18 protein-coding genes are annotated in these 17,040 nt (G+C 70.7%); 7 read left to right on the top strand and 11 right to left on the bottom strand.

The features are described from left to right. The first annotated feature begins 155 nt into the window (after positions 1 to 155). On the top strand, positions 156 to 860 hold the full coding sequence (locus ACZ4MU_RS06755) for a DUF1707 SHOCT-like domain-containing protein (RefSeq protein WP_467872259.1): 705 nt from the start codon (positions 156 to 158) through the stop codon (positions 858 to 860). A gap of 149 nt (positions 861 to 1,009) precedes the next feature. Beyond that, positions 1,010 to 1,366, top strand: a complete 357-nt coding sequence (locus ACZ4MU_RS06750; protein WP_467871804.1) for a WhiB family transcriptional regulator — start codon at positions 1,010 to 1,012, stop codon at positions 1,364 to 1,366. Positions 1,367 to 1,451: 85 nt separating this feature from the next. Here the strand turns inward: ACZ4MU_RS06750 and glpX are convergent, their stop codons facing one another. Continuing rightward, the gene (gene glpX, locus ACZ4MU_RS06745) at positions 1,452 to 2,483 is read right to left on the bottom strand and encodes a class II fructose-bisphosphatase (RefSeq protein WP_467871802.1); all 1,032 of its coding nucleotides are present in this window, start codon (positions 2,481 to 2,483) and stop codon (positions 1,452 to 1,454) included. Positions 2,484 to 2,607: 124 nt separating this feature from the next. On the opposite strand from glpX, the gene ACZ4MU_RS06740 reads away from it, so the two are divergent. Then, positions 2,608 to 3,141, top strand: a complete 534-nt coding sequence (locus tag ACZ4MU_RS06740; RefSeq protein ID WP_365104664.1) for a DUF4245 domain-containing protein — start codon at positions 2,608 to 2,610, stop codon at positions 3,139 to 3,141. 133 nt (positions 3,142 to 3,274) lie between these two features. On the opposite strand, the gene ACZ4MU_RS06735 is transcribed toward ACZ4MU_RS06740, so the two are convergent. The 4 genes from ACZ4MU_RS06735 to ACZ4MU_RS06720 form a co-directional block, all read right to left on the bottom strand. Continuing rightward, on the bottom strand, positions 3,275 to 3,865 hold the full coding sequence (locus ACZ4MU_RS06735; RefSeq protein ID WP_467871799.1) for a malonic semialdehyde reductase: 591 nt from the start codon (positions 3,863 to 3,865) through the stop codon (positions 3,275 to 3,277). A gap of 922 nt (positions 3,866 to 4,787) precedes the next feature. Next, positions 4,788 to 5,036 carry an exodeoxyribonuclease VII small subunit gene (locus ACZ4MU_RS06730; protein ID WP_467872256.1) on the bottom strand — a complete coding sequence of 83 codons (249 nt, stop codon included), beginning with the start codon at positions 5,034 to 5,036 and terminating at the stop codon, positions 4,788 to 4,790. A gap of 112 nt (positions 5,037 to 5,148) precedes the next feature. Next, the gene (gene xseA / locus ACZ4MU_RS06725) at positions 5,149 to 6,363 is read right to left on the bottom strand and encodes an exodeoxyribonuclease VII large subunit (protein WP_467871796.1); all 1,215 of its coding nucleotides are present in this window, start codon (positions 6,361 to 6,363) and stop codon (positions 5,149 to 5,151) included. Between the two features lie 59 nt (positions 6,364 to 6,422). Then, a complete protein-coding gene (locus tag ACZ4MU_RS06720) occupies positions 6,423 to 7,820 on the bottom strand; it encodes an APC family permease (RefSeq protein WP_467871793.1) in 1,398 nt (465 codons plus the stop codon). 72 nt (positions 7,821 to 7,892) lie between these two features. On the opposite strand from ACZ4MU_RS06720, the gene ACZ4MU_RS06715 reads away from it, so the two are divergent. Together ACZ4MU_RS06715 and ppgK are read left to right on the top strand one after the other, a co-directional pair. Continuing rightward, positions 7,893 to 8,882, top strand: coding sequence for a 4-hydroxy-3-methylbut-2-enyl diphosphate reductase (locus ACZ4MU_RS06715; protein ID WP_467871790.1), 990 nt, complete (start codon positions 7,893 to 7,895; stop codon positions 8,880 to 8,882). 56 nt (positions 8,883 to 8,938) lie between these two features. Continuing rightward, positions 8,939 to 9,679, top strand: a complete 741-nt coding sequence (ppgK, locus tag ACZ4MU_RS06710) for a polyphosphate--glucose phosphotransferase (RefSeq protein WP_467871787.1) — start codon at positions 8,939 to 8,941, stop codon at positions 9,677 to 9,679. Positions 9,680 to 10,040: 361 nt separating this feature from the next. Here the strand turns inward: ppgK and ACZ4MU_RS06705 are convergent, their stop codons facing one another. Continuing rightward, positions 10,041 to 10,640 (bottom strand): DUF6542 domain-containing protein, encoded by a 600-nt coding sequence (locus ACZ4MU_RS06705; RefSeq protein ID WP_467871785.1) that lies wholly within the window; start codon positions 10,638 to 10,640, stop codon positions 10,041 to 10,043. Positions 10,641 to 10,889: 249 nt separating this feature from the next. On the opposite strand from ACZ4MU_RS06705, the gene ychF reads away from it, so the two are divergent. Together ychF and ACZ4MU_RS06695 are read left to right on the top strand one after the other, a co-directional pair. Further along, positions 10,890 to 11,978: a redox-regulated ATPase YchF gene (gene ychF / locus ACZ4MU_RS06700; RefSeq protein WP_467871782.1), complete on the top strand. Its 1,089-nt coding sequence runs from the start codon at positions 10,890 to 10,892 to the stop codon at positions 11,976 to 11,978. Between the two features lie 298 nt (positions 11,979 to 12,276). Continuing rightward, positions 12,277 to 13,485 carry a hypothetical protein gene (locus ACZ4MU_RS06695; protein WP_467871779.1) on the top strand — a complete coding sequence of 403 codons (1,209 nt, stop codon included), beginning with the start codon at positions 12,277 to 12,279 and terminating at the stop codon, positions 13,483 to 13,485. A 5-nt stretch (positions 13,486 to 13,490) separates the two neighbouring features. Here the strand turns inward: ACZ4MU_RS06695 and ACZ4MU_RS06690 are convergent, their stop codons facing one another. The 5 genes from ACZ4MU_RS06690 to ACZ4MU_RS06670 form a co-directional block, all read right to left on the bottom strand. Continuing rightward, positions 13,491 to 14,204, bottom strand: coding sequence for a hypothetical protein (locus ACZ4MU_RS06690; protein ID WP_467871776.1), 714 nt, complete (start codon positions 14,202 to 14,204; stop codon positions 13,491 to 13,493). Positions 14,205 to 14,311: 107 nt separating this feature from the next. Then, the gene (locus ACZ4MU_RS06685) at positions 14,312 to 15,481 is read right to left on the bottom strand and encodes a cupin domain-containing protein (RefSeq protein ID WP_467871773.1); all 1,170 of its coding nucleotides are present in this window, start codon (positions 15,479 to 15,481) and stop codon (positions 14,312 to 14,314) included. A gap of 174 nt (positions 15,482 to 15,655) precedes the next feature. Then, positions 15,656 to 15,862, bottom strand: a complete 207-nt coding sequence (locus ACZ4MU_RS06680) for a hypothetical protein (RefSeq protein WP_467871771.1) — start codon at positions 15,860 to 15,862, stop codon at positions 15,656 to 15,658. Between the two features lie 102 nt (positions 15,863 to 15,964). Next, the gene (locus ACZ4MU_RS06675) at positions 15,965 to 16,504 is read right to left on the bottom strand and encodes an NUDIX domain-containing protein (RefSeq protein ID WP_467871768.1); all 540 of its coding nucleotides are present in this window, start codon (positions 16,502 to 16,504) and stop codon (positions 15,965 to 15,967) included. A 10-nt stretch (positions 16,505 to 16,514) separates the two neighbouring features. Further along, positions 16,515 to 16,946, bottom strand: a complete 432-nt coding sequence (locus ACZ4MU_RS06670; protein WP_467871765.1) for an ATP-binding protein — start codon at positions 16,944 to 16,946, stop codon at positions 16,515 to 16,517. Positions 16,947 to 17,040 lie beyond the last annotated feature (94 nt).

Raw genomic sequence — 17,040 nt, 5'->3', positions numbered from 1 at the left:
CGTGAGAGGCGGGCGCGGGGCCGGGGCCGGCGCGGGGGTCGCACCGGGGGGCGGGCCTGGGGGGCGCACCGGGGGCGGGCGCTGACGCGCCGACTGTCGCGAACCCCTAGTCGCGATCTATCGCGTTTGGGTACGCTGGCCGCGTGGACGATTCCGTGGACCTGGAGAAGCACGCCGAGCCGCAGCCCCCGAAGCCGCCGGAGCCCGTGCCCCTGCGCGCCTCCGACGCCGACCGCGACCGGGCCGCCGACATCCTGCGCGAGGCGCTCGCGGAGGGCCGACTGGACGCGGAGGAGCACGCCGAGCGCATCGACGGCGTCTACCGCGCCAAGACGGTGGGCGAACTGGAGCCGCTCGTACGGGATCTGCCCGCGCCCGCCGACGGCGCGCACCGCTTCGGCGCGCCCTCCGCCGCCTCGCCCGCCCCCGCGTATGCGACCGCACACGCTCCGGACGAGGCCGCCGGGCCGGTCGCCGCCGAGAACCTGGTGGCCGTCTTCTCCAGCTCGACCCGCAAGGGACGCTGGCGCGTCGGCCGCCGTACCAACGCGTTCGCGCTCTTCGGCAGCGTCGAGATCGATCTCACCGAGGCCTACTTCGAACAGCGGCTTTCGGTCATCAACGCCACCTCGATCTTCGGCAACGTGGAGGTCCGTGTCCCCGAGAACCTGACCCTGCGCGGCAGCGGGACCGGCATCTTCGGCAACTTCGAGGTCGACACGCTGGAGGCCGAGCACCCCGAGGCGCCTGTGGTCGTCGTCAACGGATACTCGGTATTCGGCAACATCGAGGCCAAGCCCAAGCGCGGCAAGCGGATCGCCGACCTCCACGGCCGCCTGCGCAAACACCTCGGCTCCTGAGGCATGGCGCCCGCACACTTCCGGTCACTGGCGCACGTTCGCACTTCCGCACATCGGAACTCAGTGCATAGGCACGCGTACAGCGGGTAGGGACTGTCGCATCGTCGCTCGCTCGCGAAGCCGTCGTCAGCCGTCGTCAGGAGTTGGCCGTGCTGCATCCGCCGCATCATTCCCTGAAGGTCGCCGTAGCCGTCCCGCCGCAGCGTGGCCCAGCTCGGGAGGACCAGGCGGGCCCGTGGCACACGGAGGCGGTCTGCCGCCGGGACGAGGCGGGGCTGTTCTTCGCCCCCTCCAAGGAACCGACGGCCGCGCGCCTGTCGCGCGAGGAAGCCGCCAAGCGGGTCTGCGCCCGCTGCCCGGTCATGGTCGAGTGCCGTGAGCACGCCCTGCTGATGCCCGAGCCGTACGGGGTGTGGGGCGGCCTGACAGCGGCTGAGCGGCGCGTGGTGCTGGCCCGTCGGCGTCGGCGCGAGGTCGAGCTCAAGAAGGCCGCGTCCGCCGCCTGACGCGCGCTTACGCACGTAACCGAAGGGGCGCCCCCGTCCGCACAACGGGGGCGCCCCTTCGGTTGCGTACGCAGTAGGCGGGGTCCTACTTCGCCCGGTCGAAGTCGATCTGGCTGTAGGCGCGCAGCTTCGAGAGGCGGTGGGTGGAGTCGATCTGGCGGATCGTGCCGGACTTCGAGCGCATGACCAGCGACTGCGTGGTGGCGGTCTCGGCCCGGTAGCGCACGCCGCGCAGCAGCTCGCCGTCGGTGATGCCGGTGGCGACGAAGAAGACGTTGTCGCCGGAGACGAGGTCGTTGGTCGACAGCACCCGGTCGAGGTCGTGTCCGGCGTCCAGCGCGCGCTGCCGCTCGGCGTCGTCCTTGGGCCAGAGCTTGCCCTGGATGGTGCCGCCGAGGCACTTGATGGCGCAGGCGGAGATGATGCCCTCGGGCGTACCGCCGATGCCCATCAGCAGGTCCACGCCAGTGCCTTCGCGCACGGCCATGATCGAGCCGGCGACGTCGCCGTCGGAGATGAACTTGATGCGGGCGCCGGTCTCGCGGATCTCCTTGACGATGCCCTCGTGGCGGGGGCGGTCGAGGATGACGACGGTGACGTCCTCGGGCGAGGAGTTCTTCGCCTTGGCGACGCGGCGGATGTTCACCGAGACGGGGGCGTTGATGTCGACGAAGTCGGCGGCCTCGGGGCCGGTGACGAGCTTGTCCATGTAGAAGACGGCCGACGGGTCGAACATGGCACCGCGGTCGGCGGCGGCCAGGACGGCGATCGCGTTGGGCATGCCCTTGGCGTTCAGCGTGGTGCCGTCGATGGGGTCGACGGCGATGTCGACCTCGGGGCCGGTGCCGTCGCCGATGCGCTCGCCGTTGTAGAGCATCGGGGCCTCGTCCTTCTCGCCTTCCCCGATGACGACGACGCCGTTCATGGAGACGGTGGAGACGAGGGTGCGCATGGCGTTGACCGCGGCGCCGTCGGCGCCGATCTTGTCGCCGCGCCCGACCCAGCGGCCGGCGGCCATGGCGGCGGCCTCGGTGACCCGGACCAGTTCCAGGGCGAGGTTGCGGTCGGGGGCCTCGGGCGAGACCTCGAGTTGGGGCGGCAAGTTGTGCTCGGTCATCGGAGCGCACCTTTCTGTACGGCGACGGCCGGGAAAAGAGGGTGCTTGGACTCTATCGTCACGTCGACAAAATGAGCAGTGGGGGCCACGTATGAGCAGCGACATGACCTGAGACCATGGGTGCGTGGCAGGAACACGTGGCAAGCAGAGTGTGCGGAACATGCTGCAGTCGTTGGCGGTGATCGGTATCGCCGTGGCTGTGATCTACATGTTCGTCCCGCACGACGGGAAGAAGGATCCGGTCAAGGCGGTCGACTACCGGGTCGAGCTCCTGACGGTCCGGCGCGCCGCGCCGTACCCGGTGGCGGCGCCGGTCGGGCTGCCCGACCAGGACAAGTGGAAGGCGACCTCGGTCACCTACGACGGCCAGGCCGACAACGCCTGGCACCTGGGCTTCCTGGACCCGGACAAGGAGTACGTGGCGATCGAGCAGTCCTCGGCGCCCGACCACGACAAGTTCGTGAAGTCCGTCGCCAAGAAGGCGGCGAAGACCGAGCACACCCAGCAGATCGCGGGCGCGACCTGGCGCCGCTGGGAAGGCCCCAAGTACGACGCGCTCGTCCGCGAGGACAAGGGCTCCACGACCGTGGTGACCGGCACGGCGGGCTTCGCGCAGCTGGAGCGGATGGCGGCGGCGCTGGAGCTGAAGAAGGCCTGAGGGCCCCTCCGTCCCCGGTCCTGGCCCTTGGCCCCGGTCCCGGCCTGGCCCCGGCACGGCGAAGGCCGCCGCACCCCGAGCGGGGGGTGCGGCGGCCTTCGCCGTATCGACCTCTGAGGTGTCGGCCCCCGGCTCAGACGGTGGTGACGACCTCGTCGTAGGACAGCCGCGGGCTGCGCGGGTACGAGGCGCCCTCGCCCGGCTTGCCGATGTTGACGACCATCAGCGGGGTGTGGTCGTCGTCCAGGAACTCCTTCTGGATCCCGGCGGCGTCGAAGCCGGTCATGGGACCGGCGGCGAGCCCGGCGGCGCGGACACCGACGATGAAGTACGCGGCCTGGAGCGCGGCGTTCAGACCGGCGGCGTTCTCACGGGCCGGGCGCTCGCTGTAGAACACGTCGGCGGCCTGCGGGAAGGCCGGGAACAGCTTCGGCAGCTCCTGGTGGAACTCGTTGTCGGCGGCGAGGATCGCGACCAGGGGGGCGGTGGCGGTCTTGGCCCGGTTGCCCTCGGACATGTGCGCCACGAGCCGCTCCCGCGCCTCGGCGGAACGCACCAGCACGATGCGCAGCGGCGTCTGGTTGAAGGCGGTGGGCCCGAACTTGACCAGATCGTAGATCGCCTGCACCTGCTCCTCGCTGACCGGCTCCTCGGCGAACGTGTTGGCGGTACGGGCCTCACGGAAGAGGAGGTCCTGGGCGGCGGGGTCAAGGACGAGAGACATAACGAACCTTCCGGACTTACGGGGATTCCGCTTGTGGGGATCAAGCGGTGGTGTCACCGTACGACGGGGATAGGTTAACTTTCAACTAAGTGGGGGGTGGGGTGATCGGCCTCACAGGGGGGACGATTTTCGGCCATGGTGGGGGTGGGCTGAGGCCGACCGGACGTTCGCCTGCGGGCGACCGGCGGCTGGCCGCGCAGTTCCCCGCGCCCCTTTCGGGTCTGGGCCGGGTGTTTGTCTGCGGGGCGGTGGGCTGGTTGCGCAGTTCCCCGCGCCCCTGCAGACCAGCGGTCGTCTGCGGGGCGTGGTCGCTTCTCGCGCAGTTCCCCGCGCCTCTTTGGGGCCCGGTTTTCGGCTGCGGGTCGTGCTGGGCTGCTCGCGCAGTTCCCCGCGCCCCTTGGGGGGTTGGGGGTGCTGTATTCCGGTTGCTTCGGGCGGGAGTGGTTCTGCCCCTGCGGCGTTTGAGGAGCGGGGCGGAGCGCCGGAGCGGGGTGCGGGGGCCGCAGGCCCCGCCAGGGGAGGGGTGCAAGGGGCAGAGCCGTCGCCTCGGGTCCGGGCGCGTGGCCCCCGCGCTCGGGGTCCGGGGCATGGCCCCACCGGGGCCCTCACCCATCCCCGCGCCTGCACGGGGCGCGTGGGTCGCAGGCTCCGCCAGGGGTGCTGGGGGAGAGCCCCCGCTTCAGGTCCGGGGGCGTGGCTCCAGCAACCCCCACCCATCCCCACCAACCCTCGCGCATAAGCCTGAGGGGGGCCACAGACCCCCCTTCAGGGGCGCAGGGGCCGTAGGACGGCCCGGCTTCACCGGGCGGCGGGTTCAGGGGCCGCAGGTCCCGCTCAAGGGGACCCGGGGGCGGACCCCCCGGGAAACCGCCTTCCGCCCCACCCCCGGAGGGTTTGGGGAAGGGGCGGGGAGGGGCACCCCTCACCCCTCTGCCTCCAGCGCCGCATCCAACCGCGCCCGAGCCCCCTCCAGCCACCGCCGGCACACCTTCGCCAGCACCTCCCCCCGCTCCCACAGCGCCAGCGACTCCTCCAGAGTCGTCCCCCCGGCCTCCAGCCGCCGTACGACGTCGATCAGCTCGTCCCGAGCCTGCTCGTACCCGAGCGACTCGGACGAGGCCGACGCCCCGGACGACGCCCCGGACGGCGCCCCGGCCGACGCCCCGGACAGGCCCCCCGCACCGGCCTCACCGTCCACCGGGCCCGAGCCCGGCCCGGCCCCCGAACCCGCACCCTCTTCGCCGCCCCCACCCGAACCAACCTTCGCTGCCATACCCGTCACCCTACGCATCCGTCCCGACGACAACCGTGAACTCCCCCTCGGCCACCCTGGCCCGCAACTCCTCGCCCCCGGCGACCTCCCCCGGGGCCCGCACCACCGCCCCGTCCGCCCGCTGGAGCACCGCGTACCCGCGCTCCAGCGTCGCCGCCGGCGACAGCGCGACCACGCGCGCGCGGGTGTGGGCGAGCTCGGAGTCGGCCCGGTCCAGCAGATGGCCCAGGACCCGGCGCGAGCGGTTCACCAGCGCGTCCACCTCGTCCGCCCGGTCCTCCACCATCCGGTGCGGCCGGTCCATCCAGGGGCGGGCGAGCATCCCGGCCAGCCCCCGCTCCTCCCGGTCGACGAGGCCGACGACATGGCGCCGGGCCCGGTCCCGCAGCATCCTGACCCGGTCCAGCTCCTCCCCGACGTCGGGGACGACCTTCTTCGCCGCGTCCGTGGGCGTCGACGCCCGCAGATCCGCGACCAGGTCGAGCAGCGGCGAGTCCGGCTCGTGCCCGATCGCCGAGACCACCGGCGTACGGCACGCGGCCACCGTCCGTACCAGCTGCTCGTCGGAGAACGGCAGCAGGTCCTCGACGCTGCCGCCGCCCCGCGCCACGATGATCACATCGACCTCGGCGAGCCCGTCCAGCTCCCGCACCGCCTCGACGACCTGCGGTACCGCGTGCACCCCCTGCACCGCCACGTTGCGCACCTCGAAGCGCACCGCGGGCCAGCGCCGCCGCGCGTTCTCCAGCACGTCCCGCTCGGCCGCCGAGGCGCGGCCGACGACCAGCCCCACCAGCTGCGGCAGGAACGGCAGCGGCCGCTTGCGGTCGAGCGCGAACAGCCCCTCCGCCGCGAGCGACTTCCTCAACTGCTCCAGGCGGGCGAGCAGCTCCCCGATGCCGACGGGCCGTATCTCCGCGGCCCGCAGCGACAGCTGGCCCCTCGGCGCGTACCACTCCGGCTTCGCGTGCACCACGACCCGGGCGCCCTCGGCCACCACGTCCGCCACCGCGTCGAACACCTGCCGGTAGCAGGTCACCGAGACCGAGATGTCGTGCGACGGGTCGCGCAGGGTCAGGAACACCACCCCCGCGCCCGGCCGCCGCGAGAGCTGGGTGATCTGCCCCTCGACCCACACCGCCCCCAGCCGGTCGATCCAGCCGCCGATGAGCCGCGACACCTCACCGACCGGCAGCGGCGCCTGCGCACTCGTATTCAGACCCATGCACGCAGGCTAACGGCCCCCACTGACACCCGGCCGCGAACCCCGCGCCCGCCGCTCGGCTAGCGCACCCGGCCGAAACGTTCCGCCCCCTGCACCATCAGCACCCCGACGCCCAGCACCAGCCAGATGAGACCGACCACCTGCGCCGTACGGGTCGCCTCCCACATCACCGCCACGATCACCGCCGCGCCCAGCAGCGGCAGCACCACGTGCGTCAGCCAGTTCGGCGCGCCCCCGCGGCGCCGTACCGCGTACCAGGCGATCACCGAGGCGTGCAGCAGCAGGAACGCCGTCAGCGCGCCCATGTCGACCACCGACACCAGATGGTCCATGCCGTCGTCGCGCCGGGCCGCCCAGACCGCCGCCACCAGCGTCACCACCGCCGCCACCAGCAGCGCCGCTCGCGGTACGCCCGAGTCGGTACGCGCCAGGACCCTCGGCAGCCGCCGCTCGCGCGCCATCGCGAACACCAGCCGCCCCGCCGCGGCCTGCCCGGCCAGCGCCGCGAACGCCGCCCCGATCGCCTTGCTCACCGCCACCAGATCGTGCAGCCAGGTGCCGACGGAGGCCTCCACGGTGTCGTAGAAGGCCGAACCCTGGCGGACCGGATCGGCCGCCAGCGCGGCCGACGGCGCCGGCTCCAGGAGCGCCGCGAGATACGTCTGCGCCACGAACAGCGCGCCCGCCAGCGCCAGACAGAACAGCACCGCGCGCGCGACCTTCTCCGAGCCTCCCGTGACCTCCTCCGCGAAGGAGGCGATGGCGTCGAAGCCCAGATACGAGAGCACCGCCACCGAGACCGCGCCGAGCACCGCCGCGAGCGAGAATCCCGCGTCCCCGGCCAGTGGTGACAGCCAGTCGCGCCGCGCCCCGTCCCGTACGAGCACAACGCACGCGGCGGCCACGAACACCAGCAGGACCGCGATCTCCATCGCCAGCACCGCGAACCCGACCCGCGCCGCCGCCCGTACGCCCCAGAGGTTGAGCGCGGTGGTGATCACCACGGCCAGCGCGGTCCACACCCACCGGGACACCTCCGGGACCAGCGAGTGCATCGCGATCCCCGAGAAGAGGTACGCGACGGCCGGGATCAGCAGGTAGTCGAGCATCGCCATCCAGCCCGCCACGAACCCGGCCCCCTCGCCGAGACCCGCGCGCGCGTAGGCGAAGACCGAGCCCGCCTGCGGGACGACGCGCACCATCTGGGCGTAGCTGGACGCGGTGAACGCCATGGCGACCGTCGACACGACGTAGACCAGGGCCACCGCGCCGTGCGACTTGGCGTCGAGCGTGCCGAAGATGCCGACGGGCGCCATGGGGGCGATGAACAGCAGCCCGTACACCACCAGGTCGCGGAAGCCCAGGCTGCGCCGCAGCCCGCCGCCGTCCCGCGGCTCCCGCGGCCCGTTCGGCCCGCTCGCCGCGCCTGCCGCGCCTTCTTCGAGATGCGCACCCATGCGGCCAGTGTCGTAGGCCGGACGATCTTTGGCCCGCCGGGCAGGCCAGGGGTGTCGGACCCCGGCCGTACCATGGACCGCATGACTGCAACGCCTGCCCGCCGTGTCCTGCTCGCAGCACCCCGTGGCTACTGCGCGGGCGTGGACCGCGCCGTGATCGCCGTCGAGAAGGCCCTGGAGCAGTACGGATCGCCGATCTACGTACGCCACGAGATCGTCCACAACAAGTACGTCGTGCAGACGCTGGAGAAGAAGGGCGCGATCTTCGTCGAGGAGACGGCGGAGGTCCCCGAGGGCTCGATCGTCATGTTCTCGGCGCACGGGGTGGCGCCGACCGTCCACGAGGAGGCGGCCGAGCGCAAGCTCGCCACCATCGACGCGACCTGCCCCCTGGTCACCAAGGTGCACAAGGAGGCCGTCCGCTTCGCCAAGGAGGACTACGACATCCTCCTGATCGGCCACGAGGGTCACGAAGAGGTCATCGGCACCTCCGGTGAGGCCCCCGACCACATCACGCTGGTCGACGGCCCCAAGGACGTGGCGAACGTGGAGGTGCGCGACGAGTCGAAGGTCGTCTGGCTCTCCCAGACCACCCTCTCGGTCGACGAGACCATGGAGACGGTTGACGCCCTCAAGCAGAAGTTCCCGCTGCTGGTCTCCCCGCCGAGCGACGACATCTGCTACGCCACGCAGAACCGCCAGATCGCGGTGAAGCAGATGGGCGAGGACGCGGACCTGGTCATCGTCGTCGGCTCCAAGAACTCCTCGAACTCGGTCCGCCTCGTCGAGGTCGCCCTCGGCGCGGGCGCGCGCGACGCCCACCTGGTGGACTTCGCCGACGAGATCGACGAGGCGTGGCTGGAGGGCGTGACCACGGTCGGCCTCACCTCCGGCGCGTCCGTCCCCGAGGTCCTGGTCGACGGCGTCCTGGAGTGGCTCGCCCAGCGCGGCTTCGAGGACGTGGAGATCGTCAAGGCCGCGGAGGAGTCGATCACGTTCTCGCTGCCGAAGGAGCTGCGCCGCGATCTGCGCGCCGAGGCCGCGGAGTTGTCCGGGAATTAGCGCTGGTCAGGCGGTTGTGTGGGTGACTGTCGGTGCCCGCCCGTAACGTGGGGTCCATGAACGTGTTCGGAGTGGACATCGGCGGGTCCGGGATCAAGGGTGCTCCCGTGGACCTGGAGCGCGGCGACCTGACCCAGGAGCGGTTCAAGGTCCTCACCCCGCACCCCGCGACGCCGGAGGCGGTGGCGGAGGGCGTCGCGGAGGTGGTCGCCCAATTCGGCTGGTCGGGCCCGGTAGGCGTCACCTTCCCGGGTGTCGTCACGGGGAATACGGTCAGAACGGCGGCCAACGTCGACAAGGCCTGGATAGGCGTGGACGGCGCCGCCCTGCTCACCGACCGCCTGGGCGGCCTCCCGGTGACGGTGATGAACGACGCGGACGCGGCGGGCGTGGCCGAGATGAGCTTCGGCGCGGGCCGCGGCCGCAAGGGCACGGTGATCCTGCTGACGTTCGGCACGGGCATCGGCAGCGCCCTCTTCCTCGACGGCCGCCTCGTGCCCAACACCGAGCTGGGCCACCTCGAGCTGCACGGCCACGACGCGGAGAAGCGCGCGTCGACCAAGGTCAAGGAGGACGAGGACCTGAGCTGGTCCCACTGGGCCCACCGCGTCCAGAAGTATCTGGCCCATGTGGAGATGCTGTTCTCGCCGGAGCTCTTCATCATCGGCGGCGGGGTGAGCCGCAAGGCGGAGAAGTTCCTGCCGCTGATCGAGGGCATCCGGGCGGAGATCGTCCCGGCGGAGCTGCAGAACAACGCGGGGATCGTGGGGGCGGCGATGACGGCGGGCTTGCGGTAGGCGGCGATGGTCCCGCGGGGCGATGAGGGGCCCGCGGTAGGGCGATGAGGTACCTGCGGTAGGGCGAGGCCGACCGGGCCCGGGGCGCGCCGAAGACGGGCGTGCCCCGGGTCCTGGACGGCTGCGCCCACCCAGGGCTCGTGACGGGCGTGCCCCGGGGCCCCTGCGGGCCCTCATCCGACCCGACATCGGCGGGGCCGCACGGATCCTGGCTCCGGGGTACGCGGCCAGCGGGCTCGGGGGGCTCTCGCGCCGGGGTGACGGACCCGGCAGGCTCGGGCGCCTCCGGCGCCGGGGTGAGGGTCCCTGGCGGGCGGGCACCTCTGGCGCCGGGGTGACGGGCCCTGCCGGGTGGGCGGCTCTAGCGCCGGGATGCGGGTCCGGCCGGGCGGGCGGCACGCCGCCGCCCCATCAGCCGCAGCTTCCGTACGCTCGCGATCACACCCGCCACCAGCGTCCCGCCGTACAGCCAGCCGGCATGCAGCGCCAGCGCGGTGACCACGGCCATGGCCTGGCCGCCGACGCCGCCGGAGCCGCCCGCGATGGGCACGATGCCGAAGGCGAAGGCGATCGGGACACTGATGGGAGCGCTGACCAGGTCGGCCGGGCGCACCCAGAGCGCGGTGACGGCGCTCACCGGCAGGAACAGCACGCCGTACACGGCGGGCGAGCCGTCGAAGAGAAGCCAGTCCAGGCAGCCGAGCAGGAACATCACGGCGGCGGAGAAGAGCCCGCCGCCGAGGCTGGTCAGGCGCGGCTGGGGGAGCCGGCGCAGGGCGAGGACGAACGGCGGGGCGGGCCGGGCCGCCACCCGGTACACGGCCGCCGCCTCCCCGGCGGGGACGGGCGGTCCGAGCGGGGCGGCCCGGCCGGGGGTACGGCTGGGCGCGCCCGCGGCCGGGCCACCGGCGGTGCGTGCTCGCTGTCCGGGCTGCGGGGTGCGCGTCCTGTATTGCTCCACCGCACCAACGTAGGTCGCAACAGGGGAGGAACGACCCGTGGGACACGCCCTTTGGGTGAGCTTGGCGTTGCGTTCGACGCGAAACCGACCCTTGGGGCGGTAGGGAGGCGCCGGGAGCGGACCCGACGAGGGCCGTCGCCGACACCACGGCGCGCCCGTAAACTGGTGAGTCGGCCCCCATCCGCGGGGGCGTCGGCCCCCGCCCCGGGGGCGGACGGACCATCACCCTCGTACCGGGAAGTCGCCAACGTGTCGCTCACGATCGGAATCGTCGGTCTGCCGAATGTCGGCAAGTCGACCCTGTTCAACGCCCTGACCAAGAACGACGTACTGGCGGCCAACTACCCGTTCGCCACCATCGAGCCGAACGTCGGCGTCGTGGGCGTCCCGGACGCCCGGCTCCACAAGCTCGCCGAGGTCTTCAGCTCGCAGCGCGTGCTCCCGGCGACGGTCGACTTCGTCGACATCGCCGGCATCGTGCGGGGCGCCAGCGAGGGCGAGGGCCTGGGCAACAAGTTCCTCGCGAACATCCGCGAGTCGGACGCGATCTGCCAGGTCATCCGCGCCTTCAAGGACGAGAACGTCGTCCACGTCGACGGCAAGGTGTCTCCGAAGGACGACATCGAGACCATCAACACCGAGCTGATCCTCGCCGACCTCCAGACCATCGAGAAGGTCCTGCCGCGCCTCCAGAAGGAGTCCCGGATCAAGAAGGACGTCGCCCCCAAGGTGGCGGCGGTCGAGGAGGCCAAGGAGATCCTGGAGAAGGGCGACACGCTGTTCTCGGCCGGGATCGTCCAGGGCTCGGAGAAGGCGGAGCTCCTCCACGACCTGCACCTCCTGACGGCGAAGCCGTTCCTCTACGTCTTCAACGTCGACGAGGACGAGCTCACCGACGACGCCTTCAAGGCCGAGCAGCGCGCCCTGGTGGCCCCCGCCGAGGCGATCTTCCTCAACGCCAAGCTGGAGCAGGACCTGGCCGAGCTGGACGAGGCGGACGCCCTTGAGCTCCTCCAGTCCGTCGGCGCCGAAGAGCCGGGCCTGGCCACCCTCGCCCGCGTCGGCTTCGACACCCTGGGCCTCCAGACGTACCTGACGGCCGGCCCGAAGGAAGCCCGCGCCTGGACCATCAAGAAGGGCGCCACGGCCCCCGAGGCGGCCGGTGTCATCCACACCGACTTCCAGAAGGGCTTCATCAAGGCGGAAGTCATCTCCTTCCACGACCTCATCGAAACCGGCTCGGTCGCCGAGGCCCGCGCGAAGGGGAAGGCGCGGATGGAGGGTAAGGAGTATGTGATGCAGGACGGGGATGTGGTGGAGTTCCGCTTCAATGTGTAGTGGGTGACATACCACCACGTCGCTGATCTGGCAAACATGCAGGTCAGAAGGGGTCCAGCCTTTCGAGGCTGGGCCCCTAAGTTTTTCCCGTGCTGGATCGGTGCTGGATAATCTGACACCTCGTCACCTGTCATCACCCCTCATCACCTGCACCGTGCTGGATCGGTGCTGGGTGACTCTGCCTGTCTTGGAGAGCGTCTCGCGGGCCGTCCGCATCCTCCTTATGTCCGCTTTCTGTACGACTGAAGGATGAGACCGGAAGGCACTCAAATACTCCTTGCTCTCGAACAGGCGTTCCATGTTCTACTGGCGGAACATGACGTTCCGAAGGGGGAGGACTGCCTTGTCCAGCCGCATGAAGTCCGCGTTTGTCGACCTGCTCGCCATACCCGAGCGAGGCCACGAGCATCGGGCGTCAGCGGCTCTCGGATACGGCCTACTGGCCACCGCCGTCGTCTTCACGGGAACCATGGCGGTCGTCGAGGACGGTCACGGGCAGGCAGCGAAAAGGACCCCCTTCGCCGCCGTGCCTGACCATGGGCCCGCTGAGGCCGACATGCCCGGCAACAACGTGGAGACGGGCGAAGAGGCGGTCCCCTCGAAGGGGCAGGCGCAGCCCGCGCCGGTCTTCAGCGGTGACGAGCGCGACGGGTATGTCCCCACGTACTTCGACGGGCACGGCGGCATCGCGGGTGTCCCATTGACCGAGGAGCAGCGCCGCGCCGTTGTGGCCGAGGCCATGCGCCGGGGGATGCCGAAGGAAGCGGCGCACGATCTTGCGTACGGCGCGGATGAGACTGTCGGCGAGGACACCGTCTTGGCGGACGGGAGCGCACGCCAGCCCGTCTACCGGAAGGTTGCACCTACCGAGGTCGACCACGCATCGGTAGACGCCCCAGCTCGAAGCGCGGGTGGCGGCAAGCCGGTGAACCAGGGGCGACGTGAAGGCGCCGGCACTCAGGGACGACGGGACGAGGAACGGCAAGCGGGGGACGGGAAGGGGCAGGGCCGCCCGCCGGAGAAGCGTGAGAAGCCATCAGTCGCCGATGTCTTCGAGCAGGAGCTCAAGGACCAGATCCCGGACCCGATCGAGGATGTTCTCGGGCCCTTCAACCCGTTCCGTGCCTTCCTGGCAGACCTGAGCATGTACGGCGCCGATGTCGAGCTTGAGGTGTCCGAGCCTGACCCGGTAACCGACACGGTCACGGTCACGGGCTCCACGACGGTCAGCGACGACGTGGCTGTCACCGTCGAGGCGGAGGTACCCGTCGAGGAGTCGCGACCCGGAGAGCGGAAGCCGTGCACGATTACGACGACCGTGACGCACCCAGAGACGGGCGTCGTGAAGTCGGAGAGTACGGCGATCGTGCACGACCCAGACGACGTTCCGCGAGTGGCTGTGAACGAAGTTGTCGATGCAGTTTTGGAGGCCAGCGACGGAAGGCGGGCCGAGGACAAGGCCGTCCGGGAGGCCGTCGAAGATCTCGCGGACTCCCATGGCCTCTGACCGGCCTACGGGCTGCCCAACGTCGCGAGGTGGTGCCGTACGGCGTCGGCGAGCTCGCCGTAGAAGTCGACGCGCGGGGCGGCTTGGAGGATCTCCGCGCAGGCGACGAGCTGACCGACGCGACTGGCCGGGGAATCAAGAACGTCGGCCAACTCCTTCCAGACGCGGTGCGCCACGTCCGGAACATGAAGCGAGTGCAGGTAGAGACAGGTGGCGTCGTAGCCCAGCGGTGCGGCGCCCCACCCCTCCCAATCGAGCAGCTTCAGAGATGGGCCGGACACGTTCGACCAGTGCACGTCACCGTGCGCCGTCCTCCACTCGATCCCGTCGACGCCGTGTCCGGTGAACTGGGGGACGGCTCGGCGGATGTACTCCTCGCGGACGGCGACACGCTTGGTTCGTACGGCCGATAGTGCGTCGAGGGACTCCCGCAGTTCACCCCACCAGCCGCTCGGGAGCTCGGGCACGTCGGTGATCACGGGCGTGGGTGATACGGCGCGGCCCACGTGCTCGTACAGCTCCGCGCGGTACTGGCGGTGGTCCGCAGACCAGTTTGCGACGTTGAGCAGCCGAGGACGCCGGACCGTTCTGGGTAGCGCCCGGCTCTTGGAGGGGCCTTCCCACAGCTTTCCGTTGCCCTTGCCGGCCGGGGCGCACACCAGCCTGAGCCAGTGGTCCCCGGCCGGTCCCGAGAGGGTGCGGCCTTCATGCCCCCACACCCGCGGAATCCCGGTCGCGCCGTGAAGCCTGGCGGCCTCACCGAATGCGGCTGTCATCCGGTCGGCAACGGGGGGCGGTGGTGCGGGGAACATTTGACTTCACCTTCTCAGGTCACGGCGGCGGCATCGTTAGAGACGAGCTCGTTGGCGAGGGCTGCAACAGTCTCCAGGGAAAGGCCGGAGGTAGCGGCCAACTTCCCGAGAGACATCGGGCTCCCCTCCATCAACGATTCCAGCGCCGGGGCGATTTCGTCGCGGAGCACCCATTCCTCTCCGGCGGCTCGGAAGACGACCGTGTCGGGTTCCTCGCCGGGGCGGAGAGCGGCCCGCGCAGTGGTGAGGCGGACGGTGATTTGCCCCTCGGCCGGGACGCCGCCAACGTACGGGAGCGAAGGCGCCGGGCGGCCGGGGTCGCGTGCGTCCATGGCGTCGATGTACTCGCCGAGCACGCTGGGATGCAGGGCCTTCGTGAGCTCCGTGCGCAGCTCCTCGACATATGCCTCCTGATCCTCGGGGGAACTGTGGAGGGGAAGCGTCGCGCGGACCGCAGGAGCGGAGAGGAGCTGACCGGCGACCCACGTGAGGAGGTGGTGGCCGGTTGTCGGCGTGAGCCCACACGTTAGGTGCAGCGACCGGCCTTCGGTCGCCGCGACCGCGTGCCACCAGCCGCGAGGCAGGTACAGCATGTCCCCGGCCTGGAGCACGATCTCGTGCAGCGGTTCGCCCTCGGGCTCCTCGGGTGCCTCCACGTCGATGCGAAGGGGATCACTCCGGGTCGGCCCGTAGAGCTTCCACCGCTTCGATCCTTCGAGCTGGAACACCACAACATCGTGGTCGTCCCAGTGCACGCCGAACCCCTCCGTCGGCGTCCACGAGGCGTACATGTTGATTTGGACATCGGTGCGGAAGTGCCGCTCCAGGACTTCGGCGAGCGACTCGACGCCGGGGTGCAGGCCCTCCAAGGAGTCCAGGACCAGAGAGGCCCCTTCGGTGATCTGCTTGTGCAGGTTGCCGGGCTCGATGTGACGGCGGACCTGGTGGCGCTTGGTGACCGAGGTGCGGGTGTAGAGGTGCGTGGGGACCTGCTCGCCCGACTTGAACAGTCGCAGCCTGGGGGCGTCGAGCTGGTGCCGGGTGAGGATCTCGTTCAGGTCGTCCCACGCGAACAGGCCGGAAAGGTGCGCAGCCTGTGACCAGTGCTGATAGGAGCGGCCGAAGGCCCCGGCGAGGAAGTCCTCGCCGAGGCTCCGGATCGCCGCATCAAAGGGGGCGATCATCGACGGCGTTAGTCGTTGCCGTCGCCCTTGCCGGTGCCGCCACCGTCGCCGAGGCGGTCCTGAGTGGTGGCGCCCTTCACGCTGCGCTTCGAGACGATCAGGTTGTCCATGGTCGTGCTCCTTCCGTGCTGGGGGAATCCCGACCGGGGACCCGGCGGGAAATCTGTGGGTCACCTACTGGTCGTCCGGGAGGACGGGCCGGTAGATGACGTGCTGCTGACTCATGAGCCAGAGCGTGTTGTCGCGGAAGATCAAGGTCTTGAACCTCGGCCCCGCGCGCCGCATGTCGACCACTTCGCGGTACGCGCCTTCGGCGTGTACGAAGTCGCCTTGCTGCACTTCGAACGGATAGGCAGGGAATGCGAGGGCTGCGGCCGGCACGCCGTGCGGTCTAGCCACGGCCGCCGCCGAACACCGCCCAGAGCAGGCCGCCGCCAATCACCGCGAGGGCCACGATGTAGGCGATCTGCTGCCTTCGCTGGCTCACAGTGCGACCGCCATGCATTCCTGGAGCCGCTCGGCGATCAGCGGGTTGACCTCGTCCAGGGGGCGCCAGCGTGCCAGTCCGCTTTCGATCATGGTGGGGAGGACGGCGCCGGAGTGAGTCCGGAAGAGGTAGCGGAATCCCACCCGCACCCGTGGTCCGTCCTCGGGGTCGGCGGGCATCACGTCGATGATGAGGGGCTGGTCCTCCAACTCCGGCATGGTCCATACGTCGTAGACGCCCGCGTGCTCGCGCAGAACGCGCAAGGCCGTCTCGCCCAGGGTGGTGTCGCCGGGCTCGGGCTCTCCTTCGGCAAAGGACCACCCCGTTCCGTTCTTCAGAGCGAGGACGCGCTCGCGCTCGTCCACGAGGAGCGCCCCCGCCTTCACGATGGGACACCGGTTGTTGTGCGAGCACTGGCCGCGACGCGCCGCGTGATCGCGCAAGGCGTCGTAGAGGGGCATAAGCACGTGTTGCGCACTCGGATTTCCGTGCATGTACTTGTTGATCGTCTTCACGATCTCGCTGTCGTCGACCACCGTTCTCCCCTCACGACTCGTAGGGCGCTTCAGTCACTTCGATCTCGGCCCAGACCGTCTTGGCCCGGCGGGAAAGGTCTGTCCCCCAGTCGTTCGTCATCTCGTTGACGAGGAGCAGCCCGCGGCCACTCACCGAGTCGGGCGACGGCCGCTTGAGAGTCGGCATCGCCAACGACCCGTCCGTCACGGAGACGCGAACGCGGTCGTCCCTCGATCGAGTCACACGCACCGTTATCCATGGCCCGGCACCGTGCTTGACCGCGTTCGTGGCCAACTCCGACACGACGAGCTCCGCCACCCCGGCCCAGTCGTCCAAGGTCCATGCGCTCAGGGCGGAGCGGACTAGCGAGCGGGCCAGGGGTACGGACTGATCCTCGCGCGGCAGCTCCGAGGAGTAGCCAGGCGAGCCGATGGCTGCGGGAATGGTCACGATCGGGGTCACGAGTTCCCTCCGAGGTGGTGGAACGCCCGGCCTTGACGGGGGGTGCAAGGCCGGAGCGTTCTCCTCCGGAGCTGTCGCGTTGCGCGGGGGAGCG

The organism is Streptomyces sp. NPDC026377, assembly GCF_055567715.1.
Note: the sequence above shows the minus strand (reverse complement) of the source record. Positions and strands in the feature narration are given on the sequence as shown.

Excerpts from the sequence above, each read along its gene's own strand:
- ACZ4MU_RS06720 (WP_467871793.1), bottom strand. The coding sequence starts at position 7,820 with ATGGGTGCGCATCTCGAAGAAGGCGCGGCAGGCGCGGCGAGCGGGCCG.
- ppgK (WP_467871787.1), top strand. The coding sequence starts at position 8,939 with ATGAACGTGTTCGGAGTGGACATCGGCGGGTCCGGGATCAAGGGTGCT.
- glpX (WP_467871802.1), bottom strand. The coding sequence starts at position 2,483 with ATGACCGAGCACAACTTGCCGCCCCAACTCGAGGTCTCGCCCGAGGCC.
- xseA (WP_467871796.1), bottom strand. The coding sequence starts at position 6,363 with ATGGGTCTGAATACGAGTGCGCAGGCGCCGCTGCCGGTCGGTGAGGTG.
- ACZ4MU_RS06715 (WP_467871790.1), top strand. The coding sequence starts at position 7,893 with ATGGACCGCATGACTGCAACGCCTGCCCGCCGTGTCCTGCTCGCAGCA.
- ACZ4MU_RS06685 (WP_467871773.1), bottom strand. The coding sequence starts at position 15,481 with ATGATCGCCCCCTTTGATGCGGCGATCCGGAGCCTCGGCGAGGACTTC.
- ACZ4MU_RS06695 (WP_467871779.1), top strand. The coding sequence starts at position 12,277 with ATGTTCTACTGGCGGAACATGACGTTCCGAAGGGGGAGGACTGCCTTG.
- ACZ4MU_RS06735 (WP_467871799.1), bottom strand. The coding sequence starts at position 3,865 with ATGTCTCTCGTCCTTGACCCCGCCGCCCAGGACCTCCTCTTCCGTGAG.